The 23,999-nt window shown below is 63.1% G+C and carries 24 protein-coding genes; 19 read left to right on the top strand and 5 right to left on the bottom strand.

Going from position 1 to position 23,999, the window contains the following annotated elements; genetic code table 11:
• The first annotated feature begins 2 nt into the window (after window positions 1-2).
• The 4 genes from lpdA (at window position 3) to X730_RS160445 (ending at window position 3,377) form a co-directional block, all read left to right on the top strand.
• The gene (gene lpdA, locus X730_RS160430; protein ID WP_023825582.1) at window positions 3-1,451 is read left to right on the top strand and encodes a dihydrolipoyl dehydrogenase; all 1,449 of its coding nucleotides are present in this window, start codon (window positions 3-5) and stop codon (window positions 1,449-1,451) included.
• 102 nt (window positions 1,452-1,553) lie between these two features.
• Window positions 1,554-1,811, top strand: coding sequence for a GlsB/YeaQ/YmgE family stress response membrane protein (locus X730_RS160435; RefSeq protein WP_023668920.1), 258 nt, complete (start codon window positions 1,554-1,556; stop codon window positions 1,809-1,811).
• Between the two features lie 127 nt (window positions 1,812-1,938).
• On the top strand, window positions 1,939-2,904 hold the full coding sequence (gene lipA, locus X730_RS160440) for a lipoyl synthase (RefSeq protein ID WP_023825581.1): 966 nt from the start codon (window positions 1,939-1,941) through the stop codon (window positions 2,902-2,904).
• A gap of 11 nt (window positions 2,905-2,915) precedes the next feature.
• Window positions 2,916-3,377, top strand: a complete 462-nt coding sequence (locus X730_RS160445) for a type II toxin-antitoxin system RatA family toxin (RefSeq protein WP_023736661.1) — start codon at window positions 2,916-2,918, stop codon at window positions 3,375-3,377.
• Here the strand turns inward: X730_RS160445 and X730_RS160450 are convergent.
• Both X730_RS160450 and X730_RS160455 read right to left on the bottom strand, forming a co-directional pair.
• The gene (locus X730_RS160450; RefSeq protein ID WP_023696095.1) at window positions 3,353-3,862 is read right to left on the bottom strand and encodes a CinA family protein; all 510 of its coding nucleotides are present in this window, start codon (window positions 3,860-3,862) and stop codon (window positions 3,353-3,355) included. The two genes, X730_RS160445 and X730_RS160450, sit on opposite strands and share 25 nt — an antisense overlap.
• A complete protein-coding gene (locus X730_RS160455; protein WP_023825580.1) occupies window positions 3,859-5,082 on the bottom strand; it encodes a bifunctional 2-C-methyl-D-erythritol 4-phosphate cytidylyltransferase/2-C-methyl-D-erythritol 2,4-cyclodiphosphate synthase in 1,224 nt (407 codons plus the stop codon). Before X730_RS160455 ends, X730_RS160450 begins: the two co-directional genes overlap by 4 nt.
• A gap of 139 nt (window positions 5,083-5,221) precedes the next feature.
• On the opposite strand from X730_RS160455, the gene dusB reads away from it, so the two are divergent.
• The 8 genes from dusB (at window position 5,222) to hflX (ending at window position 15,370) form a co-directional block, all read left to right on the top strand.
• Window positions 5,222-6,244: a tRNA dihydrouridine synthase DusB gene (gene dusB, locus X730_RS160460; protein ID WP_023825579.1), complete on the top strand. Its 1,023-nt coding sequence runs from the start codon at window positions 5,222-5,224 to the stop codon at window positions 6,242-6,244.
• On the top strand, window positions 6,241-7,386 hold the full coding sequence (locus X730_RS160465; RefSeq protein WP_023825578.1) for a nitrogen regulation protein NR(II): 1,146 nt from the start codon (window positions 6,241-6,243) through the stop codon (window positions 7,384-7,386). The genes dusB and X730_RS160465 overlap by 4 nt, the downstream gene beginning before the upstream one ends.
• Window positions 7,383-8,840: a nitrogen regulation protein NR(I) gene (gene ntrC / locus X730_RS160470; protein ID WP_023701735.1), complete on the top strand. Its 1,458-nt coding sequence runs from the start codon at window positions 7,383-7,385 to the stop codon at window positions 8,838-8,840. Before X730_RS160465 ends, ntrC begins: the two co-directional genes overlap by 4 nt.
• A gap of 144 nt (window positions 8,841-8,984) precedes the next feature.
• Entirely contained in the window at window positions 8,985-11,273 is a 2,289-nt protein-coding gene (locus tag X730_RS160475) for a PAS domain-containing sensor histidine kinase (RefSeq protein ID WP_023706551.1), read from the top strand.
• Window positions 11,263-12,624 (top strand): sigma-54 dependent transcriptional regulator, encoded by a 1,362-nt coding sequence (locus X730_RS160480; RefSeq protein WP_023668929.1) that lies wholly within the window; start codon window positions 11,263-11,265, stop codon window positions 12,622-12,624. The genes X730_RS160475 and X730_RS160480 overlap by 11 nt, the downstream gene beginning before the upstream one ends.
• 102 nt (window positions 12,625-12,726) lie before the next feature.
• The gene (locus X730_RS160485; RefSeq protein ID WP_023682546.1) at window positions 12,727-13,587 is read left to right on the top strand and encodes a D-amino-acid transaminase; all 861 of its coding nucleotides are present in this window, start codon (window positions 12,727-12,729) and stop codon (window positions 13,585-13,587) included.
• A gap of 145 nt (window positions 13,588-13,732) precedes the next feature.
• The gene (hfq, locus tag X730_RS160490) at window positions 13,733-13,978 is read left to right on the top strand and encodes an RNA chaperone Hfq (RefSeq protein WP_006202172.1); all 246 of its coding nucleotides are present in this window, start codon (window positions 13,733-13,735) and stop codon (window positions 13,976-13,978) included.
• Window positions 13,979-15,370, top strand: coding sequence for a GTPase HflX (gene hflX, locus X730_RS160495; protein ID WP_023825577.1), 1,392 nt, complete (start codon window positions 13,979-13,981; stop codon window positions 15,368-15,370).
• A 6-nt stretch (window positions 15,371-15,376) separates the two neighbouring features.
• Here hflX and mazG read toward each other — a convergent pair whose 3' ends face one another.
• The 3 genes from mazG to X730_RS160510 all read right to left on the bottom strand — a co-directional run bounded on the left by mazG (window position 15,377) and on the right by X730_RS160510 (window position 18,029).
• Entirely contained in the window at window positions 15,377-16,201 is an 825-nt protein-coding gene (gene mazG, locus X730_RS160500) for a nucleoside triphosphate pyrophosphohydrolase (RefSeq protein WP_023825576.1), read from the bottom strand.
• Window positions 16,202-16,277: 76 nt separating this feature from the next.
• A complete protein-coding gene (locus X730_RS160505) occupies window positions 16,278-17,462 on the bottom strand; it encodes an amino acid aminotransferase (RefSeq protein WP_023825575.1) in 1,185 nt (394 codons plus the stop codon).
• Window positions 17,463-17,591: 129 nt separating this feature from the next.
• Window positions 17,592-18,029: a DUF3592 domain-containing protein gene (locus X730_RS160510; protein ID WP_023706554.1), complete on the bottom strand. Its 438-nt coding sequence runs from the start codon at window positions 18,027-18,029 to the stop codon at window positions 17,592-17,594.
• 187 nt (window positions 18,030-18,216) lie between these two features.
• On the opposite strand from X730_RS160510, the gene X730_RS160515 reads away from it, so the two are divergent.
• The 7 genes from X730_RS160515 (at window position 18,217) to X730_RS160545 (ending at window position 23,976) form a co-directional block, all read left to right on the top strand.
• Window positions 18,217-18,738, top strand: a complete 522-nt coding sequence (locus tag X730_RS160515; RefSeq protein ID WP_023728022.1) for a sigma-70 family RNA polymerase sigma factor — start codon at window positions 18,217-18,219, stop codon at window positions 18,736-18,738.
• The gene (locus tag X730_RS160520) at window positions 18,735-19,511 is read left to right on the top strand and encodes an anti-sigma factor (RefSeq protein ID WP_023696103.1); all 777 of its coding nucleotides are present in this window, start codon (window positions 18,735-18,737) and stop codon (window positions 19,509-19,511) included. The genes X730_RS160515 and X730_RS160520 overlap by 4 nt, the downstream gene beginning before the upstream one ends.
• Window positions 19,512-19,549: 38 nt before the next feature.
• Window positions 19,550-20,266 carry a Bax inhibitor-1/YccA family protein gene (locus tag X730_RS160525; RefSeq protein WP_023825574.1) on the top strand — a complete coding sequence of 239 codons (717 nt, stop codon included), beginning with the start codon at window positions 19,550-19,552 and terminating at the stop codon, window positions 20,264-20,266.
• Window positions 20,267-20,440: 174 nt separating this feature from the next.
• Entirely contained in the window at window positions 20,441-21,319 is an 879-nt protein-coding gene (locus X730_RS160530; RefSeq protein ID WP_023825573.1) for an aldose 1-epimerase family protein, read from the top strand.
• A 23-nt stretch (window positions 21,320-21,342) separates the two neighbouring features.
• Entirely contained in the window at window positions 21,343-22,119 is a 777-nt protein-coding gene (locus X730_RS160535) for a pyrroline-5-carboxylate reductase (RefSeq protein ID WP_023734024.1), read from the top strand.
• 107 nt (window positions 22,120-22,226) lie between these two features.
• Window positions 22,227-23,003, top strand: coding sequence for a DUF2066 domain-containing protein (locus X730_RS160540; protein ID WP_245261307.1), 777 nt, complete (start codon window positions 22,227-22,229; stop codon window positions 23,001-23,003).
• A gap of 70 nt (window positions 23,004-23,073) precedes the next feature.
• Entirely contained in the window at window positions 23,074-23,976 is a 903-nt protein-coding gene (locus tag X730_RS160545) for an alpha/beta hydrolase (protein WP_023682543.1), read from the top strand.
• Window positions 23,977-23,999: the final 23 nt, after the last annotated feature.

The raw sequence follows: 23,999 nt of genomic DNA, 5'->3' as shown, positions 1-23,999 counted from the left end.
CCGTGGCTGAATCCTACGACGTGATAATCATCGGCTCAGGCCCCGGCGGCTATGTCACGGCGGTGCGCTCCGCCCAGCTCGGCTTCAAGACTGCCATCGTCGAGCGCGAGCATCTCGGCGGCATCTGCCTCAACTGGGGCTGCATCCCGACCAAGGCGCTGCTGCGCTCGGCCGAGATCATGCACTATTCCGATCATCTGAAGGACTACGGCCTGAAGCTCGAAGGCGGCAAGGTCAGCGCCGACACGGCCGCTGTCGTCGACCGCTCGCGCAAAGTGTCGTTGAGGCTCAATGGCGGCGTCGCCTTCCTGATGAAGAAGAACAAGGTCGACGTTATCTGGGGCGAGGCCAAGCTCTCCAAGCCGGGTGAAATCGTCGTCTCCAAGACGGCCAAGAAACCGATGGAGCCGCAGCCGCCGGTGCCCAAGGGCGTCAAGGGCGAGGGCACCTATACCGCCAAGCACATTATTCTCGCCACCGGCGCCCGGCCGCGCGCGCTGCCCGGCATCGAGCCGGACGGCAAGCTGATCTGGACCTATTTCGAGGCGATGGTGCCGAAGGAGATGCCGAAGTCGCTGCTGGTCATGGGTTCGGGCGCCATCGGCATCGAGTTCGCCTCCTTCTACCGCACCATGGGCGCCGAGGTGACGGTGGTCGAGCTGTTGCCGGCGGTGATGCCGGTCGAGGACGCCGAGGTCTCGAAATTTGCGCAGAAGCAGTTCGAGAAGCAGGGCATGAAAATCATCCTCGAGGCCAAGGTGACCAAGGTCGAGAAGGGTGCCAACTCGATCACCGCCCATGTCGAGATGAAGGACGGCAAGGTCGAGAAGATCACCGCCGGCCGCATGATCTCGGCCGTCGGCGTGCAGGGCAACATCGAGAATCTCGGCCTCGAGACGCTCGGCGTGAAGACCGATCGCGGCTGCGTCGTCATTGACGGCTATGGCAAGACCAACGTTCCCGGCATCTACGCTATCGGCGATGTCGCCGGACCGCCTATGCTTGCCCACAAGGCCGAGCATGAAGGCGTGGTGTGTATCGAAAAGATCGCCAATTTCCCCGGCGTGCATGCGACAGACAAGCTGAAGATCCCGGGCTGCACCTATTGCAACCCCCAGGTCGCATCGGTCGGGCTCACCGAAGCCAAGGCCAAGGCCGAAGGCAAGGACATTCGTGTCGGCCGCTTCCAGTTCGGCGCCAACGGCAAGGCGATCGCGCTTGGCGAGGACCAGGGCTTCATCAAGACCATCTTCGACAAGAAGACCGGCCAGCTGCTCGGCGCGCATATGGTCGGCGCCGAGGTGACGGAGCTGATCCAGGGCTTTGTCGTGGCGATGAACCTGGAGACCACCGAGGAAGAACTGATGCACACCATCTTCCCGCATCCGACGCTGTCGGAGATGATGAAGGAAAGCGTGCTCGATGCCTATGGCCGTGCGCTCAACGCGTGATAAATTGCTGCCGCGAGACTCAGACGCATGCGCCGGAGGAACCTTACGGCAAGACAGTTCGTTTCCGGATGCATTTTCACCTGACACTGGAGGAGTTGGCATATGGACGTGAATGGCGTGGGCTGGATTGCGGCCATCATCATCGGCGGTTTGGCCGGGTGGCTGGCCGAGATGGTCATGAAGAGCAATACCGGCGTCTTGATGAATATCATTATGGGCATTGTCGGCGCGGTGGTGCTGAACGCAATTCTCAGGGCGCTCAACATCGAACCCTTCGGTGTCGGCTGGCTCGCCTACCTGATCACCGGCTTCATCGGCGCCTGCCTGCTGATCTTTGCCGGGCGGCTGATACGCCGCTAGACTACCGCTATGCGAAAACGGCTGTGGCGGCATGCGCCGCCGCGGCCTTTTTCTTTGCACCGAAAAGTCCTAGATGACGTCAGAAGGGCGAATGCCGACGGGCAGACGCCAACAAGTCAGGTTTGAGATGGTCACTGTTCTCGACACGATCGCCAACGCGCCGCGCCTGCGGCACCCCGAGAAGGCACACAAGCCTGATCAGGACGTGCTGCGCAAACCCGACTGGATCCGCGTCAAGGCGCCGATGTCGAAGGGCTATGCCGAAACCCGCGAGATCGTGAAGTCGCACAAGCTGGTCACCGTGTGCGAAGAGGCCGGCTGCCCCAATATCGGCGAGTGCTGGGAAAAGAAGCACGCCACCTTCATGATCATGGGCGAGATCTGCACGCGCGCTTGCGCCTTCTGCAATGTCGCCACCGGCATTCCCACCGCGCTCGATGCCGATGAGCCGGCGCGTGTCGCGCATGCCGTCAAGCAGATGGGGCTGACCCATGTCGTCATCACCTCGGTCGACCGCGACGATCTCGCCGATGGCGGCGCGCAGCATTTCGCCGAGGTTATCCGGGCGATCCGAGCAGCGACGCCCTTGACCACGATCGAAATCCTGACGCCCGATTTCGTGCGCAAGGAGGGCGCGCTGGAGATCGTCGTGGCGGCCAAGCCCGATGTCTTCAACCACAATCTCGAAACCGTGCCGTCGAACTACCTGACGGTGCGGCCGGGTGCTCGCTATTTCCACTCGATCCGGCTGTTGCAGCGGGTCAAGGAGCTCGACCCGTCGATCTTCACGAAGTCCGGCATCATGGTCGGCCTCGGCGAAGAGCGCAACGAGATCCTGCAACTGATGGACGACCTGCGCTCGGCCAATGTCGACTTCATGACCATTGGCCAGTATCTGCAGCCGTCGAAGAAGCACCACCCGGTGATCCGCTTCGTCACGCCGGAGGAGTTCAACTCCTTCGCGACGATCGGCAAGACCAAGGGTTTCCTGCTGGTGGCGTCGAGCCCGCTGACGCGCTCCTCGCATCATGCCGGTGACGATTTCGCCAGGCTGCGGGCGGCGCGTGAGGCGCAGCTCAAAAAAGCCAGTTAAATCCTGCTTCAATGCCGAAATTCGAAGCCACACGCCGCGTTGCCCACACGCCGGAGCAGATGTTTGCGCTGGTCGCCGATATCGAGACCTATCCTGAATTTCTGCCGCTGTGCGAGGCGCTGACGGTGCGCTCTCGCAAGGAGCGTGATCGCCGCACCATTCTCCTCGCCGATATGAGCATCGGCTACAAGGCGATCCGCGAGACCTTTACGACGCAGGTGCTGCTGAAGCCGGACGAGAACACAATCGACGTCAAATACATCGATGGGCCGTTCAAATATCTCAGCAATATCTGGCGCTTCGAGCCGGCCGACGGCGGCGGCTGCAACGTTCGCTTCTTCATCGACTACGAGTTCAAGAGCCGTATCCTCGGCGTGTTGATGGGCACCATGTTCGATCGCGCCTTCCGCATGTTTTCCGAAGCCTTCGAAAAACGTGCGGACGTCATCTACGGAACGACGCCCATCTCATGAGTGTCGCCGAGCGCGCGCAGGCCGATCTCCAGCGCATGCTTGACGGTCTCACGGCGGATGAAGTCGCGGCCATTGTCGGCAAACATATTGAGCTCGGCAGCCACCGGCCCACCTCTTAGGGCAACTCCGAACCAGACGAGGCCGACCGGTTTTTCCGGCGAGCCGCCGCCTGGGCCGGCAATGCCGGTGACGGCAAGCGCCAGCCCGGCGCGCGAGCGCGCCAGAGCGCCCTCCGCCATCTCCAGAACCGTTTCGCGCGAGACGGCGCCATGCGCCTCGAGTGTGGCGGGCGAGACGCCGAGCATCTCCATCTTTGCTTCATCGGAATAGGTGATGAGGCCGCGATCGACGACAGCGGACGAGCCGGCGATGTCGGTCAGTGCCGAGATGATCATGCCGCCGGTGCAGCTCTCGGCCGTCGCCAGCATGATGCCGCGTTGCTGGCAGACCTGGAGCAGGGCATTGGCGAGATCGCTGTTGTTCATGCGGGAACCTCCCCGGGGAAGACGACACTGGCGGTGGCAATGGCGGCGATGCCTTCCTCGCGGCCGACAAAGCCGAGTTTTTCGTTGGTCGTCGCCTTGATGGAGATGCGATCGCTGGAAATGCCCAGCATCGCCGACAACGCGTTGGTCATGGCCTCGCGATGCGGGCCGACGCGCGGCGCCTCGCAGATCAGCGTGATGTCGGCATTGGCGATGCGGCCGCCGCGTTCGCGCACCAACCTGGCCGCATGCTCGACGAAGATCTTTGACGCCGCGCCCTTCCATTGCGGATCGGAAGGCGGGAAATGCGTGCCGATGTCGCCGGCGCCGCAAGTGGCGAGCAGCGCATCGGTCAGCGCATGCAGGCCGACATCGGCATCCGAATGTCCCGAAAGCTTCTTGCCGTGCGGGATGGCGACGCCGCACAAAGTGACATGGTCGCCAGCCTCGAAGGCGTGCACGTCATAGCCATTGCCGGTGCGAATGTCTGGAAAACGCTCGCCAGTAAGCCGCTGATCCGCCATCGCAATATCCCTTGCCCAGGTCAGTTTGACATTGTCCGGCGACCCCTGAACGATTTTCACCGGAATATGCGCCCATTCGGCGATCGCGGCATCGTCGGTGAAATCCGTCTTGCCGAGATGATGGGCTTTTTCGTGCGCGGCGAGCAACGGCCAGAACGGAAAGCCTTGCGGCGTCTGCGCGGCATGAAGGCCGGCCCTTGGCACCGTCTCCTCGATCATGCCGGTGGCCGACTCGCGCTTCAGCGTATCGGCGACGGGCAAAGCGGGCAGCGCGCCCTGGCGCTCGCCAATGGCGGCGATGATACGGTCGATCAGGGCCATGTCGACAAACGGCCGCACCGCGTCATGGACAAGGACACGGCCGGGCGTACGTTCCCTCAGCGCCAGCAGGCCGAGCCGGACCGAGGCCTGGCGCGACTCGCCACCGACCACGGCGGTAACCCGCTCGGCATACAGGCCGGCTGCCTTGTCGAAAAGCGCGCGGTCATCGGCATGGATGGCGACGACGACGGGACCAATTTCGGGATGCGCCAGGAATGTCTCCAGCGTGCGCGCGATGACGGCACGGCCACCGACGCGCTGATATTGCTTCGGCCCGTCGGCCTGTCCGGCGCGCGCGCCGCGGCCGGCTGCAACGATGACCACGCCGACCTTGTCGGTCGTCGCCTCGGCCGGTTTTTCGCTTGCGTCTGTCATGCCGAGAGGCTTAGTCGCGGCTTATGGCCAAGGCCAGCATTTTCCCAAATGCGCCGCAATGTGACGTCATTGCGCGTTGCACAATGCCTTTCTTATGGCTAGAGAATGTGCAGCAATCCGATATGCTTGGTTTTTGTGCATGCCTGAAGTGACAAAATTGGCTTCGCCGCTCGACGTTGGCGGCGTGACGATCCGCAACCGCGTCTTCCTCGCGCCGATGTCGGGAATAACGGACGAGCCGTTCCGGCAGCGCGCCTACGCGCATGGCGCGGGCCTGGTCGTGTCGGAAATGGTGGCGAGCGGCGAGCTTGCCAAGGGCAGGGCCGGCTGCGACCTGCGCATCCGTCATTCCGGGCTGCCCGTCCATATGGTTCAGCTTGCCGGCCGCGAGGCCGAGCACATGGCCGAGGGCGCGCGCATCGCTGCCGGCGAGGGCGCCGACATCATCGACATCAATATGGGCTGCCCGGCCAAGAAGGTGACCGGCGGCTATGCCGGCTCGGCGCTGATGCGCGATCTCGACCACGCGCTGTCGCTGATCGAAGCGGTGATCGGCGCGGTCCAGGTGCCGGTCACGGTCAAGATGCGGCTCGGCTGGGACGACAATGCGCTCAATGCACCCGTTTTGGCGCGCCGCGCCGAAGAGGCCGGTGTTAAAATGGTGACCGTGCATGGGCGCACGCGCTGCCAGTTTTATCAAGGCAAGGCCGATTGGGGCGCCATCGCCCGCATCAAGGACGCCGTCTCGATCCCGGTCGTCGCCAATGGCGATGTGGGCTCGCCCGCGGAGGCCGCCGAAATCCTTGAACAGTCGGGCGCCGACGCGGTGATGATCGGTCGTGCCCATTATGGCGCGCCATGGACGGCGGGCCGCATTGCGGCGACGGCTGCGGGCGACGCGCTCTCGGGCGTGCCGGAAAGCCCGCAAGCCATGGCCGACTACATCGTTTCCCACTACGAGGACATGCTGACGCTTTACGGCGTCGAAAGTGGCTTGCGCCAGGCGCGCAAGCATCTCGGCTGGTATCTCGACCGCCACGCTGCTGGCGTTTCCGATGAGCGGCGGAAAGCCATCCTCACCTCTTTCGAACCCGCCCGCGTCATTGCCTTGCTGCATGAGGTGTTTTCCGGCGAAGCCACGCCCTTGCGGAGCGCCGCATGAACGCCACCGTCACACCGAGCTCCGACATGGCGGATGCCGCCAGTATAGTGCTGAACACCATCCGCCGTCCCGTCATCATGGTCGATCCGGACGGGTTCATCACCTATGCCAATGCCGATGCGGAAGACTTCTTCCGCTCAAGTGCCAACATGCTTGCCCGCAACACACTCTCCAAGCTGATCCCGTTCGGCAGCCCGTTGCTGCAGCTGGTCGACCAGGTGCGCGAGCGCCGTGCGCCGGTCAACGAATACCGTGTCGACGTGTCGTCGCCGCGTCTCGGCATCGAGAAGGTTGTCGATCTCTATGTCGCGCCGGTGCCGGAATTCCCAGGCTCGATCGTGGTGATGTTCCAGGAACGCTCGATGGCCGACAAGATCGACCGGCAGATGACACACAGGGGTGCCGCGCGTTCGGTCACCGGCCTTGCCGCCATGCTGGCGCATGAGATCAAGAACCCGCTGTCCGGCATTCGTGGCGCCGCACAGCTGCTCGAACTCTCGGCGTCCGACGAGGATCGCGCGCTGACCCGCCTCATCACTGACGAGACTGATCGCATAGTCTCCCTCGTCGACCGCATGGAAGTGTTTTCCGACGAGCGGCCGATTGACCGCTATCCTGTCAACATCCATATCGTGCTGGATCATGTGAAGGCAATCGCGAAGAACGGTTTTGCCAAGAGAATCAGGATATTGGAGGACTATGATCCATCATTGCCTCCGGTTTTCGCCAACCGCGACCAACTGATCCAGGTGTTTCTCAACCTGGTCAAGAACGCTGCCGAGGCGATCGGCGGCGACCCGCAGGGCGAGATCGTGCTGTCGACCGCGTTCAGGCCGGGCATCCGCGTTTCCGTTCCCGGAACCCAGGACCGCGTGTCGCTACCGCTTGAATTCTGCGTGCGCGACAATGGGTCCGGCGTTTCGGAAGACATTCTGCCGATCCTGTTCGATCCGTTCATCACCACCAAGCCGAACGGCTCGGGGCTCGGCCTGGCGCTGGTGGCGAAAATCGTCGGCGAGCATGGCGGCATCATCGAATGCGATTCGACGCCGCGCGGCACCACCTTCCGAATCCTGATGCCGGCCTGGAAAGAAACACCCATCGACACTGCCGATGATGAAGGCGAAGGAGACCGCAAATGACGGTTCGCGGCAATATTCTCGTCGCCGACGACGATGCGGCCATCCGCACCGTGCTCAATCAGGCGCTGTCGCGCGTCGGCCATGAGGTGCGCGTGACCTCCAACGCCTCGACGCTGTGGCGCTGGGTGGCGGCGGGCGAGGGCGATCTGGTGATCACCGACGTTGTCATGCCGGACGAGAACGCCTTCGACATGCTGCCCCGCATTAAGAAGGCCCGGCCGGAGCTGCCGGTCATCGTGATGAGCGCGCAAAACACTTTCATGACGGCGATTCGTGCTTCCGAAACAGGTGCTTATGAATATCTGCCGAAGCCGTTCGACCTGACCGAGCTGCTCAACATCGTCAACCGGGCGCTGTCAGAGCCGCGCCGACCGAAGATCGATACGCGACCGGAAGAACAGCCTGACGCGATGCCGCTGGTCGGCCGCTCGGCCGCCATGCAGGACATCTACCGCATGCTGGCGCGCATGATGCAGACCGACCTGACGGTGATGATCTCGGGCGAGTCCGGCACCGGCAAGGAATTGGTGGCGCGCGCGCTGCACGAATATGGCCGCCGCCGAGGCGGTCCGTTCGTCGCCATCAACATGGCGGCAATCCCGCGCGACCTCATCGAATCGGAACTGTTCGGTCATGAGAAGGGTGCCTTCACCGGCGCACAGAACCGCTCGACAGGCCGCTTCGAGCAGGCCGAGGGCGGCACGCTGTTCCTCGACGAGATCGGCGACATGCCGATGGAGGCGCAGACGCGGCTGCTGCGCGTGCTGCAGCAGGGCGAATACACCACGGTCGGCGGGCGCACGCCGATCAAGACCGATGTGCGCATCGTCGCCGCCACCAACAAGGATCTGCGCACGCTGATCAACCAGGGGCTTTTCCGCGAGGATCTGTTCTATCGCCTGAACGTCGTGCCGCTTCGGCTGCCGGGTTTGCGTGAGAGGTCGGAAGACATTCCCGATCTGGTGCGGCATTTCTTCAAGATCGGCGCCAGCGAAGGCTTGCAGACCAAGCGCATTTCGACCGGCGGCATCGAATTGATGAAGCGCTATCCGTGGCCGGGAAACGTGCGCGAGCTGGAAAACCTGGTGCGCCGGCTTGCGGCGCTCTATTCGCAGGACGAAATATCAGCCGAAATCATCGAAGCCGAACTGAAGACAGGCGAAAGGCCGGTCGTTCCCGGCGGCGGCAATTTGATCCCGGACGATCTGTCCATCGGCCAGGCGGTGGAGCACTTCCTGCAGCGCTATTTCGCCTCTTTCGCCGGTGATTTGCCGCCGGCAGGTCTCTATCAACGCATCTTGTCGGAGGTCGAATATCCGCTGGTGCTCGCTTCCATGACGGCAACGCGCGGCAACCAGATCAAGGCGGCCGAATTGCTCGGCTTGAATCGCAACACGTTGCGCAAGAAGATTCGCGAGCTGGGCGTCAACGTCTACAAATCGTCGAGACCATGAGCGCCTGCTGCCCGAAGTGACGCGAGGTCATCCCCTTTTCAGGGGATCGGCGGCCGAAAGATTTCCGTCACGGCCACACTTGTTGCATAATCGCCACAATGCGTTGCATACATCCAACGCAATCACTGGCTCTTAGACGGCGACATGGCTTCGCAAGCTCTGACATCAAACGAACCGCTTTTCAGCAGATCCGGCCAGAGGGATGGACGGCGGCTGCTTGCGTTGCCTGGCGTTGTGGCAATTGCCGGCGCGCTGGTTACGGCGGCAATCTCGTTTGCGATTCTTGTCGGCGCCACGCCGATCACGCCAGACGCAAACACAACGCTGACGCTGATTGCGGCCAATGCCTTATTTGTGCTGGCGCTGATTGCCCTCGTCGGCCGCGAGGTGCATCGCATCACCATGGCGCGCCGGCACGGCAAGGCGGCGTCGCGGCTGCATGTGCGCATCGTGACGATGTTTGCGCTGGTCGCGGCCATCCCAGCCATCATGGTGGCCATCATCGCCTCGATCACGCTCGATATCGGCCTCGACCGCTGGTTCGAGATCCGCACCAAGGCGATCGTCAACTCGTCGCTGTCGATCGCCGACGCCTATGTGCAGGAAAACGCTCGCAATCTTCAGGGCACGACGCTGTCGATGGCCTACGATCTCGATGCGTCGCGCACGCTTTACGGCCTCGATCGAACCGGCTTTCTCGACCTGATGAACAAGGAAGCCGTCGGCAGAAGCCTGGTGCATGCGGCGCTGGTCAGGGAAGACGGCTCCTTTGTCGTGAGTGCCCAGACCGATGCGGACTTCGCCATGCCGGCACCGCCTGAGGGCGCGGTGGCAAGTGCGGCCGACGGCAAGCCGGTGCTGATCGAGCCGAAGACGCGCAACATCATGGGCGCCATCATCAAGCTGCGGGAGATCGAAGGCCTCTACCTCTACACCAATCGCCTGGTCGACCCCGAAGTGATCAAGGCGAGGGCGATCGTCCAGTCCAACACCGCCGAATATCGCGGCCTGGAAGACAACAGGCGGACGTCGCAGGTGGCGTTCGCGCTGCCCTATCTGTCGCTGACGCTGATCATCATCCTGTCGGCCATCTGGACCGGCATAGCGGTGGCCGACCGTCTGGTGCGGCCCATCCGTCAGCTCATCGGCGCGGCTGACGAGGTTGCGACCGGCAATCTCGATGTCGCCGTGCCGGTACGGCCTTCCGACGGCGATGTCGCCTCGCTTGGCGATACGTTCAACAAGATGCTGCTGGAGCTTAAATCGCAGCGCAACGAGATCCTGTCGGCCAAGGATTTGATCGACGAACGGCGTCGTTTCTCGGAAGCGGTGCTGGCCGGCGTCACCGCCGGCGTCATCGGCGTCGATCCCTACGGCATCGTCTCCATCGTCAACAAATCGGCCGAAACGATGCTGGCCATATCGGCCACGGCGGCGCTGGGGCAGAACCTGTCCGCCGTGCTACCGCATGTCGGCCGTGTCTTCGAGATCGGCCGCAAATCCGGCAAGCCGGTCTATCGCGAGCAGGTCACCTTCTATCGCACCGGCGCCGAGCGTACCTTCAACGTGCAGATCACCATCGAGGCCGGCGACGACGGCGAGGAGGAGAAATCCTACGTCGTGACTGTCGACGACATCACCGATCTGGTCCAGGCACAGCGCTCGTCGGCCTGGGCGGATGTGGCGCGGCGTATCGCACATGAAATCAAGAACCCGCTGACGCCGATCCAGCTCTCGGCCGAGCGCATCAAGCGACGCTTCGGCAAGGTCATCACCGAGGACCGCGAGATTTTCGACCAGTGCACCGACACGATCATCCGGCAGGTCGAGGATATCGGCCGCATGGTCGACGAGTTCTCGGCTTTCGCCCGCATGCCCAAGCCCGAGATGAAAGCCATCGATCTGCGTGAATCGCTGCGCGAGGCGTCGTTCCTGGTCGAAGTCAGCCGCGCCGACATTGCTTTCGAACGCGTGTTCGGCAACGAGCCGCTCAAGGGCACGTTCGATAGCCGATTGATGGCGCAGGCTTTCGGCAACGTCATCAAGAACGCGGCCGAGGCGATTGACGGGCTGGAACAAAAGGACGGTTCGCACGGCATAATCCGGATTCAAGCTGCCCGGCAGAATGGCGCGATCAGAATCGACGTCATCGACAATGGCAAAGGCTTGCCGCGCGAGAACCGCCAAAGGCTGCTCGAGCCCTACATGACGACGCGCGAGAAGGGCACCGGGCTCGGTCTCGCCATCGTCAAGAAGATCGTGGAGGACCATGGCGGGCGGCTCGAATTGCACGATGCGCCCGCGGATTTCCACGGTGGACGCGGCGCGATGATCTCGATCATCCTGCCGCCAGCTGCCGCAACCGCGCCGCCACGCGGTCAAGGCGAAACGGAACACGAACGAGAAACTGAAAAGGTCGGTAATGGCGTCTGATATTCTCATCGTCGATGACGAGGAAGACATCCGTGAACTCGTCGCGGGCATATTGAGCGACGAAGGGCATGAAACCCGCACGGCATTCGATGCCGACAGCGCGCTCGCGGCAATCGCCGACCGGGCGCCGCGGCTGATTTTCCTCGACATCTGGTTGCAGGGCTCGCGCCTCGACGGGCTGGCGCTGCTCGACGAGATCAAGACGATGCATCCGAGCCTGCCGGTGGTGATGATCTCCGGCCACGGCAATATCGAGACAGCGGTGTCGGCCATCCGCCGCGGCGCCTATGATTTCATCGAGAAGCCGTTCAAGGCCGACAGGCTGATCCTGATCGCCGAGCGGGCGCTCGAAACCTCGAAATTACGGCGCGAGGTGTCCGACCTCAAGCAGCGCAGCGGCGAAACTTTCGACTTGATCGGCATGTCGTCGGCGATGAGCCAGCTGCGCCAGACCATCGAGCGCGTTGCGCCGACCAACAGCCGCGTCATGATCATCGGTCCGTCCGGTTCGGGCAAGGAGCTCGCCGCGCGCGCCATCCACACGCTGTCGACGCGCAAGGGCGCGCCGTTCGTGACGCTGAGCGCGGCCAACATCACGCCCGAGCGCATGGAGATCGAGCTGTTCGGCACCGAATCGAACGGCACCGAGCGCAAGGTCGGCGCGCTTGAAGAGGCGCACCGCGGCATTCTCTACATCGACGAAGTGGCCGACATGCCGCGCGAGACGCAGAACAAGATTTTGCGCGTGCTGGTCGAACAGCAGTTCGAGCGGGTCGGCGGCACCAAGCGGGTCAAGGTCGACGTCCGCATCATCTCCTCGACCTCGCAGAACCTGGAGGCGATGATCGCCGACGGCCGTTTTCGCGAAGACCTCTATCACCGCCTGGCGGTGGTTCCGGTCATGGTGCCGGGACTGGCCGAGCGACGCGAGGACATTCCCTACCTCGTCGACAATTTCATGAAGCAGATCGCGCGCCAGGCCGGTATCAAGCCGCGCCGCATCGGCGACGATGCGCTTGCCGTGCTGCAGGCGCACAACTGGCCGGGCAATGTCCGCCAGCTGCGCAACAATGTCGAACGGCTGATGATCCTGGCGCGTGGCGACGATATCGATGCGCCGATCACCGCCGACCTGTTGCCGTCGGAGATCGGCGATGTCATGCCGCGCACGCCGAACCAGTCCGACCAGCACATCATGGCGCTGCCGCTGCGCGAGGCGCGCGAACAGTTCGAGAAGGACTATCTGATCGCCCAGATCAACCGTTTCGGCGGCAACATCTCGAAGACGGCGGAATTCATTGGCATGGAGCGCTCGGCGCTGCACCGGAAACTGAAGTCGCTGGGGGTCTGATCCCCATTGTTGTTGGTCCAGCGGGCCGTGGCCCGTGCAATTGCCGGTTACGGCAGCGGCGGAATCGCCTAGAAATAGCGAGACTGTTCTGAGGGATAACCCATGCCGCGCATTGCCTATGTGAACGGGCGCTATGTCGCCCATGCCGACGCTGCCGTGCATATCGAGGATCGCGGCTATCAGTTCGCCGACGGCGTCTACGAGGTCTGCGAGGTGGCGCAGGGCTTTGTCGTCGACATGCCGCGCCATCTTGCCCGGCTGAACCGCTCGCTTAGCGAATTGTCGATCAACTGGCCGGTCACCAAGGGCGTGCTGCCGCTTCTTCTGCGCGAAATCGTCCGGCGCAACCACGTCGTCAACGGCCTGGTCTATGTCCAGGTTACGCGCGGTGTTGCCAGCCGCGACTTCGTTTTCCCGGCCGATACACCGTCATCGCTGGTGATTACGGCCAGAAAGGCCGACCCGGTGGCGGCCGCCAAGCGAGCCGAGGCGGGCATCAAGGTCATCACCGTGCCGGAAAACCGTTGGGACCGGGTCGACATCAAGAGCACCGGCCTGCTGCCCAACGTGCTGGCCAAGCAGAAGGCCAAGGAGGCCGGCGCCCAGGAAGCCTGGTTCGTCGACACCGATGGCAACGTCAAGGAGGGCGGCTCGTCCAACGCCTGGATCGTTACAAGGGACGGCGTTCTGGTCACCCGGCCGGCGGAGCATGGCATCCTGCGCGGCATCACCCGCACGACCATGTTCGAAGTGGCGGCAAAGCTCGGGTTGACGATCGAGGAGCGCGGGTTTTCAGTCACTGAAGCCAAGGCGGCGCGAGAAGCTTTCATCAGTTCGGCAACGACAATCGCCATGCCGGTCGTGGCAATCGACGGTGCCGCGGTCGCCAATGGGCACCCCGGTTCGATAACACTTTCATTGCGGCAAGCCTTTTTTGACGTTGCGGAAAAAAGTCCAGCCTGATAACCGCACAGACGGACTGCACATCAATATATCTCGTTCTGCTTGTCGTTACTGACGGCAAGGGGGTGTTTGCAAGCTTGACATGTGCCCGCTAATTTGGCGCATTAGCCTGCAAACCGAAGGGGATCGGCGAAAGACAAGAACAATGGCGGAACGATCGCAAAACCTTCAGGACCTGTTCCTGAATTCTGTTCGCAAGAGCAAAAATCCACTCACCATCTTTCTCATCAACGGCGTCAAGCTGACCGGCGTGGTCACTTCCTTCGACAATTTTTGTGTTTTGCTGCGCCGTGACGGCCACTCCCAGCTCGTCTACAAGCATGCCATTTCCACGATCATGCCGAGCCAGCCGGTTCAGATGTTCGATGGCGAGGAAAGCCAGGGCGCCTGATTGGCACGTGAAAAAGACGCGGACCGCGGCGTCCGCGGGAAACCAGCACATAATTCCGGGACGGAAGCCACAGGTCCGACCCGGGCGGTTGTCATCGTGCCGGTGCTTACCCGGCATCAGCGCAACGATGACGAAACGAACCGTCCACGGCTGACGCGTTCGGCGGATGCGCGCCACGACGAAGCGGTCGGCCTTGCCCGCGCCATCAACCTGGATCTGATCCACACGGCGGTGGTCACCGTCAACGATCCACGCCCGGCAACCTTGCTCGGCAGCGGCAAGGTCGCGGAATTCGCCGAGATCGTCAAAGAGGGTCACGCGGAGGTGGTCATCGTCGACCATCCGCTGACGCCGGTGCAGCAGCGCAATCTCGAAAAAGAAATGAATGCCAAGGTGCTCGACCGCACCGGATTGATCCTGGAGATTTTTGGCGAGCGCGCGCGGACCAAGGAGGGCACGCTGCAGGTCGAACTTGCCCATCTCAACTACCAGAAGGGCCGCCTGGTGCGGAGCTGGACCCACCTTGAACGCCAGCGCGGCGGCGCCGGCTTCCTCGGCGGCCCCGGCGAAACCCAGATCGAGTCGGACCGGCGGCAGCTGCAGGAAAAAATCATCAAGCTCAAGCATGAGCTGGAAACGGTGCGCCGCACCCGCGACCTGCACCGCGCCAAGCGCAAGAAGGTGCCGTTCCCGGTGGTGGGGATCGTCGGCTACACCAATGCCGGAAAGTCGACGCTGTTCAACCGGCTGACCGGGGCCGACGTGCTGGCCGAAGACATGCTGTTTGCAACGCTCGACCCGACGCTGCGCCGCGTGCGCCTGCCGCACGGCACGCCGATCATCCTGTCGGACACAGTCGGCTTCATTTCGGACCTGCCGACGCATCTGGTCGCCGCCTTCCGGGCCACACTGGAAGAGGTCGTCGAGGCCGATCTGGTCATCCACCTGCGCGATATCTCGGATCCGGATACCGCAGCGCAAGCCGAGGACGTCGAGCGCATTCTCGCCGATCTCGGCGTCGATGCCGGCGATGCCAAGCGCGTCGTCGAAGTGTGGAACAAAGTCGACCTTCTCGACGACGGCAACCGGGAGCGCCTGCTCGCCGACGGCACTGACGCCAACAAGGCGCCGCCGATCGCCATCTCGGCCGTCACCGGCGAAGGCATCGATGCGCTGAAGGCGCTGATCGAGACCAGGATGTCGGGCGAACTGGAGGAATTGACGGTGACGATCGAACCGGCGCAGTTCGGCCTTGTCGACTGGCTCTACCGCAATGGCGACGTGGTTTCGCGGGTAGACAATGAGGATGGCAGCGCGACCATCGCACTCAAGGCCACGCACAGCGCGCGGCATGAGATCGAAAGCCGATTGCACCGCAAAAACAGGCAGTAAGCCTGATTATTTCGCGCTCTTGGCTTGCTGCCAGAGCGCTTCCATCTCGTCCAGCGTGGCTTTTTCGAGCGTGCTTCCCGATGCATCGATCGCGCGCTCGACATAGTGGAAGCGCGAGCGGAACTTTTCGTTGGTGCCGCTGAGCGCCGCTTCCGAATCGAGCTTGAGGTGACGGCCCAGATTGACGACGGCAAACAGCATGTCGCCGAATTCGTCCTTGATCTCAGCCGTTTCGCCCTTAGCCAGTGCCTCGCGCAATTCGCCGATCTCTTCCTCGATCTTGTCGAGGATGGGTGCTGCCTCGCTCCAGTCGAAACCGACACGCGCTGCCTTTTCCTGCAGCTTCAGTGCCCGCGTCAAAGCGGGCAGGGCGACGGGCACGCTGTCCAGGAAACCCTTGCCATGGTCTTCGGGGTCGAGGCCGCGGGCGAGGCGCGCACTTCGCTTTTCGGCTTTTTCCTCAGCCTTGATCTTTTCCCACATGCCCTTTGCCATGCCGGCGCTGCGCGCCTTCTCGTCGCCGAAGACATGCGGATGGCGGCGGATCATCTTGGTGGTGATGGCCTCGACCACATCACCGAAGGCAAAATCGCCGGCTTCCTCAGCCATCTGCGCGTGGTAGACGACCTGCAGCAGGAGATCGCCTAATTCGTCGCGCAGATCGTCGAGATCGCCGCGCGCAATGGCGTCGCCCACCTCATAGGCTTCCTCGATCGTATAGGGCGCGATGGTCGAGAAATCCTGCTCGATGTCCCAGGGACAACCGGTCTTCGGCGCCCTGAGCGCCGCCATGATCTCGATCAGCCGGGAAATGTCGCGCGAAGGTTTCATGCGGCGAATGCTATCCCGCTGCCTGTCGTGCGGCCAACGGCGTCAGCCGGAGAGGGGAGATTGTCCACAGCGAGCTTCAGCCGAGTACCGACACAACCGCCTTGGCGAGGTCATCCATGCCGTCCTCGGGCAGGCCGGCGACGTTGATGCGGCTGTCGCCGACCATGTAGACGCCATACTCGGCACGCAGCCGCTCGACTTGCGCCTCGGTCAGGCCAAGCCTGGAAAACATGCCGCGATGGCTGGCGATGAAGTCGAAGCGGTCGGAGTTGGACTGCCGGCGCAGCGCGTCGGCGTACTGGACGCGCAGCCTCAGCATGCGCAGCCGCATCTCCTCCAGCTCCGCCTCCCAGTCGGCGCGAAGGCCATCATCTTCCAGCACCATGCGCACGGCGGCGGCGCCATGGTCCGGCGGCATCGAATACATGGCGCGCGCCGCCGCCAGCATCTGGCTCATCGCCACATCGGCTTGCGCACCATCCTTCGCCAGGATCATCGCCGCGCCGACGCGGTCGCGGTAGACGGCAAAGTTCTTCGAGCAGCTCGAGGCAACGACCATTTCAGGCACCTTGCCCGCGAGAAGGCGCAAGCCGGCCGCATCGGCGTCCAGGCCTTCGCCAAAGCCCTGATAGGCAATGTCGACAAAGGGCAACAGCCCGCGCTCGACGACAAGATCGGTGACGCTGGCCCATTGCGCAATATCGAGATTGGCGCCGGTCGGGTTATGGCAGCAGCCATGCATCAGCACGATATCGCCGGGCTCGGCTGCGCCAAGCGTTGCCAGCATCTCGTCGAAGCGCACCGCGCCGGAAACGGCATCGAAATAGGGATAATCGCGCACCTTGAGGCCGGCCCCGCGCATCACCGGCGGGTGGTTCGGCCATGTCGGGTCCGACAGCCAGACGGTTGCGTCGGGGCGGGTCCGCTTCAACAGCTCCGCCACCAGCCGCAGCGCGCCGGAACCGCCAGGCGCTTGCGCGGCGCGGATGCGCGTCATGTCGGCAGCGGGGCCGAAGGCCAGCTTGACCATCGCCGTGTTGAAGCCGGTGTCGCCGGCAAGGCCGAGATAGGTCTTGGTGTCCTGGTCCTGCAGCAACCGCTTCTCGGCCTCGCGCAGGGCGCGCATGACCGGCGTCCTGCCGTCGCGGTCCTTGTAGACGCCGACGCCGAGATCGATCTTGCCGGGGCGCGGATCGGCGCGATAGAGGCCGATCAAGGCGATGATCTTGTCAGCCGGGGCAGGTTGCAGGGTCTCGAACATCAATACGGCTCCAATGGCGGCGGAGTAATACGCAAAGCGGCCGCGTTTCGCCAGTGCTTCCATCTGCGCCAGTCCGCTAGCGTACTGGACCGTTACGCCAAGCTTTGTCTGTACGGCAGGGGTCGGCGGCTATGGCGACGGGTTCATTCCAATCCGCCGGATAAGCACCCGTCCAATCACGGCGAGACCGATGCCGGTCAGCAGGGAGAAACCGCCGAGCATGCCGGCCAGCCCGGCAAGGAACCAGCGTCCGGCGAAGCTGTCGACGGAGGCATTTTGCGGATTGGTTGGGTCGTAAGCGACAGGGACGCTGTCGCCATCACCCCAGAACGAGCTGTGGACGGCATTGTTGAAGCGGATGACGGTGCCGTCGGCGGTCGAGAACTCGATGCGGGGATTGTATTCGGCGGCGACAATCCTGCCTGTCGCCGAAGCGGTACGAGGGCCGTACATCTCGACGATGGCCAGCACGCCGGAAGCGATCAGTCCGACAATGCCAAAGATGATGAACACCCTGCCGACGATCGGCAACGCTGCAAAACCCGTTACACGACTACCATTGGCCATCTTTTGCTCCTGGGACAGACGGATAAGGCTAGACTTCATCCATAAAGCAAACATCTGCCGCACGGGAGATGGGTAAGTGCGCAGCGGACTTCTGATTGCATGATGTCTATTGTGGCGACGCAAAAAAGTTTTGGTGGCGATGGATTAAGATCCCCGCCTGTTTCGTAAACGGGGCATGAAACGGTCGATGCCACGCTTCGATATTGTCGGACAGCTGGGTTCGCTCAGGCGCTACGCACGCTCGCTGACGCGCGACGGCACTGACGCCGAGGATCTGGTGCACGATGCGCTGGTGCGCGCCTACGAGCGGCGCGACACATTCCGCTCGGGCGGCAATCTGCGGGCATGGTTGCTGTCGATCGTCCACAACGCTTTCATTGACAAGATGCGCTCGCGCCGGTCGGAAGCAGCACGTGTCGAGCAGGCCGGCTATCTCACCGATGCCAGCACGCCGGCGCCTCAGGAACATTCCGTGCGACTGGCGCAGGTGCGCGAGGCCTTTTTCAGTCTGCCGGAGGAGCAGCGTTCGGCGCTGCATCTGGTCGCCATCGAGGGCCTTTCCTACCAGCAGGCCGCCGACGCCAGCGGGGTGCCGCTGGGCACGCTGATGTCGCGCATCGGCAGGGCGCGCGCAGCACTGCGCGAGATGGAAAACGCTGCACCTTCGCCGGCCAAAAGCCATCTGAGGATCGTGGGAGACCCGTCATGACCGACCTGTTGCGGGACCCGGTGACCGATACCGATCTCGATTCTTATGTCGACGACCAGCTGGATGTCGCGCGCCGCATCGAGGTCGAGGCGTTCCTCTCGGTTCGTCCGGAGGCTGCGGCGCGGGTGATGTCCGACTTGAGGACGCGCGACGAACTGCGCCTGGCGCTGGCTGCTTCCACAGGAATGGCGCGGCCGGCGACGACTGAAGTCGCGCGCCGGCTGGGCAGGGGACTGGCCAGTCGCCGCGTCTTCGCCGTGCTGCAGCGGGCGGCCGCGGTCGCCGTCTTTGTCGCTGCCGGCTGGCTGGCGAACGGCCTCTTCGGGCCGCTGCTGGTGACCAAGGTCGTGGCTTCGCCGCCGCCGCCCGCCTATGTCGAAGAAGCGATCCGGGCGCACAAGACGACGCTCATGCGCGAGGCGATGCCCTCGCAGCTGGAGGCGCCCAACTACAATGGCGACGAAATCCGCGCCGCCACCGCAATCGTCATGCCATCGCTGCCCAAGGACTGGAAGGTCCGCGACGTGCAGATCTATCCGTCGCGCTTCGGGCCGAGCGTCGAGGTGGCGCTGGAGACGAAGGATATGGGGCTGGTCTCGCTGTTTGCGATCCGGCCCGGAACCTTCGACGTGGTCAAGCCTGCCATCGCGCCCTCCGGCGACATCTCCTCTGCCTATTTCCAGATCGGCGAGGTCGCGTACGCGGTCGTCGCGCGCAGCGATGTCCACGACCTCGACCGCGCCGCCGAGACGCTTGCCAAGACACTTTACTGATCCAGACGCTTTACTGAGACCACATAAGGAGAACCCGCATGAATACCCCTGACCTCGGATACCGCATGGGCACTGGCGCGCGCGCCGGCACCGTCTATGACGAGGGCCTGCGCAGCCACATGCTGCGTGTCTATAACTACATGGGCATCGGCCTCGTCGTCACCGGCATCGTCGCCATGGTGGTCGCTTCGACGCCGGCCCTCTACGTGCCGATCTTTTCCAGCCCGCTGAAATGGGTGGTAATGCTGGCGCCGCTCGCCTTCGTGCTGCTGTTCTCGTTCAAGATGCAGACGATGTCGGCGGCGAGTGCCCAGGCGATGTTCTGGGCCTTCTGCGCGGTGATGGGCCTGTCGCTGGCTTCGGTGTTCCTGGTCTTTACCGGCACCAGCATCGCGCGCACCTTCTTCATCACCGCCACCATGTTCGGCGCCACCAGCCTCTACGGCTACACGACCAAGCGCGACCTGACCCAGTTCTCGTCCTTCCTGATCATGGGCCTGATCGGCGTGGTGATCGCCAGCGTCGTCAACATCTTCCTTGGCTCGACCGCGCTGCAGTTCGCCATCTCGGTGGTCGGCATTGCCGTCTTTATCGGCCTGACCGCCTGGGACACGCAGACGATCAAGGAACAGTATGCGGAGAATTTCGACGCGGAATCGCAGCAGAAGCTCGCCGTCTTCGGCGCGCTGTCGCTGTACCTGAACTTCGTCAACATCTTCCAGCTGTTGCTGAATTTCACCGGCGAGCGCGAATAGTCGAACCGTAGCAGGACAACAATCTCGATCTCGCAGTGGCCGGAGGAGAATCTCCGGCCACTGTCGTTTTGCCGTGGAGACATCGCTCCGCTATCAGCGCGATGTCGCTGCGCCCTTGAGTCCATGCGGGCTTTTGCTAACCTGCCGCTCGCACGCAGCTTTCCGCGAGAACGCATGGAACAAGTGACGCTTCACGGCGACGGCATCTCGGCAACCATTGTCGGGCAGGGGGCCGAGCTCGTCTCCTTGCGCAATGCCGAGGGTCTGGAGTTTTTGTGGCAGGCCGGGCCGGAATGGCGGCGGCATTCGCCGGTGCTGTTTCCGATCGTCGGCCGGCTGAAGGGCGACCAGCTCCGCCATGGGGGCCAGGTCTATCCCCTGACGCAGCACGGATTTGCGCGCGACAAGCCGTTTGTGTGGGCTGACGCGAGCCCCCGATCCTGCACGCTGGTGTTGACCGACGATGCCGATACACGCACGCGCTATCCGTTCGCCTTTCGCCTTGCCATCACCTATACGCTCGAGCGTCGCGAACTTGGTGTGAGCTTCGAGATTGCCAACACCGGCGACGAGACGCTGCCAGCCTCCATCGGTGCACATCCGGCTTTCAATTGGCCATTGCAGCCGGGGCTCGCCAAGACCGACTACCACCTGACCTTTGCCCAGGACGAGCCGGCGCCGATCCGCCGGCTGAAGGATGGCCTGGTGCTGGCTGCACCGCGGCCGACGCCCATCGAAGGCAAAACGCTGGCGCTTTCCGAACAGCTGTTCGAGGCAGACGCCGTGATCCTCGACCGGCCGGCCAGCACCAGCGTGCGCTATGCCGCCGCGAACGGTGCGGCGATCGAGATGTCGTGGCAGGGTTTCAAGGAATTGGGCATCTGGTCGAAGCCGGGCGGCGCTCCGTTCCTGTGTATCGAACCCTGGCACGGGCTTGCCAGCCCCGTGGATTTCGATGGCGAGTTCGCGGACAAGCCGGGCGTGATGCTGATCGCGCCCGGTGAAAAGCGCGTGCTGAGCTATCAGGTACGGCTCGAGCATGCGCCGCTGTGACCGATGAACCAGAGACAGGCGCGATGAAACTTGGCTTCATCGGCACGGGTGCCCTTACAGCGGCCATTGTCAGCGGGCTCAAATCCGTCGCGGATAACTCCGTCTCCGTGCTGCTGTCGCCGCGCAATGAAGAGATCGCCGCAGAGCTGGCAGCCCGTTATCCGGATGTGTGTATCGCTGATGACAATCAGGCGGTTCTCGATCAATGCGACCTAGTCATGCTGGCTGTCCGGCCGCAAATTGCGCATGACGTCCTGCCGGGTTTGCGGTTTCGGCGCGAGCATCACCTCATCAGCTTGATCGCCACGCTGCCGCGCGAGGAGATTGCCGGCTTGACCGCACCCGCGCACCAGGTGACGAAAGCGCTGCCCATGCCGATGATTGCCCACCGGCTGGGGGCAACGATCATCTGCCCGCCGGATGCCACTGTCGCTGCCTTGTTCGGCAGTCTGGGGAAAGTGATCGAGGTCGAGAACCCAGCCGAATTCAATGCGCTGAGCGTGGTCACCGCGACCTATGCCAGCTACTTCAGATATCTCGATACGATCAACAGCTGGCTCAAGAAGAATGGCGTCGAGGAAGGAAAGGGGCGCGATTACATCGCATCGCTTTTCAAAGCCTTGGGAAGCGCTCCTGATATGTCGCCGGATGCCGACTTCATGCATCTGGCGCAGGACTATGCGACGCGCGGCGGCATCAACGAACAGGTTCTTCGCGAACTCACGGCGCGAAACGTGTTCGAGGCGCTCACCGAGAGCCTGGACGGCGTACACCGGCGCATCGTCGGCGATACGCCTTGATGGGCGGCACCTTGAAAGTCCCTGATGATCAGGAGTATGGCTCCAACGGATGTTCCGGACCGTTTCGGGAGGGTCGGCGGGTGCCTGGATGCTTGAAATTGGGCTTTGTGGCAGCGGCGCTGGCTGTGCTGATTGTCTTTCCGGTCGCTGCCGCCGACATCGACCGCGCCAGCCTCTACCGCGCGCAATCGGTGACCAGCGGCACTGGCGAGGAGAACCGGGCCTGGGGCCTGGCGCCGTGCCTTGAAGAGGTGCTGGTCAAGGTTTCCGGCGACCCGCGGCTGATCGGCGACCCGCGTGTTGCGGACATGAGCCGGCACGCGGCCGACTATGTCACTGGTGTCGGCTACCGCGACCTGCTCAACAACCGCCCGCCGCATGACGAGCAGGGCACCCACGACCGGCCGCATTACATCACCGCCGATTTCGACCCGGACAAGATCGATGCCTTGCTGGCGTCGCTCGGGCGCAAACCGTGGGCGGTGCCGCGGCCAAAAATGGTCGCACTGCTGGATGTAAGGCCGATGAAAGGCGACGGCTTCACGCTGGTGCGCGATGGCGGCGGCGAGCTTGCGGCGGATATGCGCGTTGCGCTGGCGGACGCGGCGCACCGGACCGGTTTGCCGCTGGAGTTGCCTCGGCCGTCCGACGTCGCGCTCGCCGACGTGGCCAACACGCTGGATGGGGACGCCCTGCTTGCCGGCACTTTGGTATGGCGCCAGGAAGCGCTGGGCTGGGTCGGCGACTGGCGGCTCAGCTTCAAGGATAAGGAGTATCGCTGGCAGGTACGTGGCGTCAGTTTCGACGATGCGTTCCGCAACGCCACGCGCGGAACGCTGCAGATCCTGTCGGGCAATGGAGAGCCGGAAGCCGTCACGCCCTGACTTCAAGGGAACCTTCTTGCCCGAGCGCCGTAAACAAAGTGGCGGGCAAGCTTTGAGCAAGGAGGTATAATTGCAACATCGCCGGATCGACATTGACGGAAACAGCATCTTCTATCGCGAAGACGGCCCGCCTGATGCTCCCGTCCTTCTCCTGCCGCACGGCTATCCGTGCTCGTCCTATCAATTCCGACGGTTGATGCCGGCACTTGCCGATCGCTGGCATACATTCGCGCCGGACTTTCCCGGCTTTGGCTACAGCGGCACGCCCGAAATGTCGGACTTTGGCTATGATTTCGATGCCTATGCCGGGTTTCTGACAGCTTTCGCCGATGCGCTCGGCACGTCGCGCTATGCGCTCTGGCTGCACGATTATGGCTCTCAGATCGGACTGCGCCACGCCATCGCACATCCCGAGCGCATCGCGGCACTCATCATCCAGAACGGCGATATATACCAGGATGTTCTCGGGCCGAAATACGCTGGGATAAAAGCCTATTGGAAGGAAAAGACGCCCGAAAAGCACCGGCCGTTGGAAGAGGCGGTAAGCGAGAAGGGCTTCCGGCACGAGTTTGTCGGAGAGGTGGATTACGCTGTAGCCGAGCGCGTGCCTCCCGATCTTTGGAAACTCCACTGGCCTTTGATGGACACGCCGATCCGCCGGCGGCTCGCGGTCGGCCTGATGGAGAAGCTGGAGGCGAACCTCGGCTGGTTCCCGCGCTATCAGAGCTATCTGCGCGAGCACCAACCGCAAACGCTCATCGTCTGGGGCCCCGAGGATGGTTACATGCCGGCACAATCGGCGCATGCCTACCAGCGCGATTTGCGGGAAGCGGAGCTTCATCTGATCGATGGCGCCGGCCACTGGTTGCTCGAAACGCATTTCGATGAGGCACTTCCGCTGGTGCGCGATTTCCTGGCGCGCGTCCACAGTCAGGAAGCGAAAGGGACGGGCAGGGCGGCCGGCCGGGCGTAGACCCCTCCGTTGCGGTCATCGGA

This window comes from Mesorhizobium sp. L103C131B0 (genome assembly GCF_000502275.1).
GTDB lineage: Bacteria > Pseudomonadota > Alphaproteobacteria > Rhizobiales > Rhizobiaceae > Mesorhizobium.
Note: the sequence above shows the minus strand (reverse complement) of the source record. Positions and strands in the feature narration are given on the sequence as shown.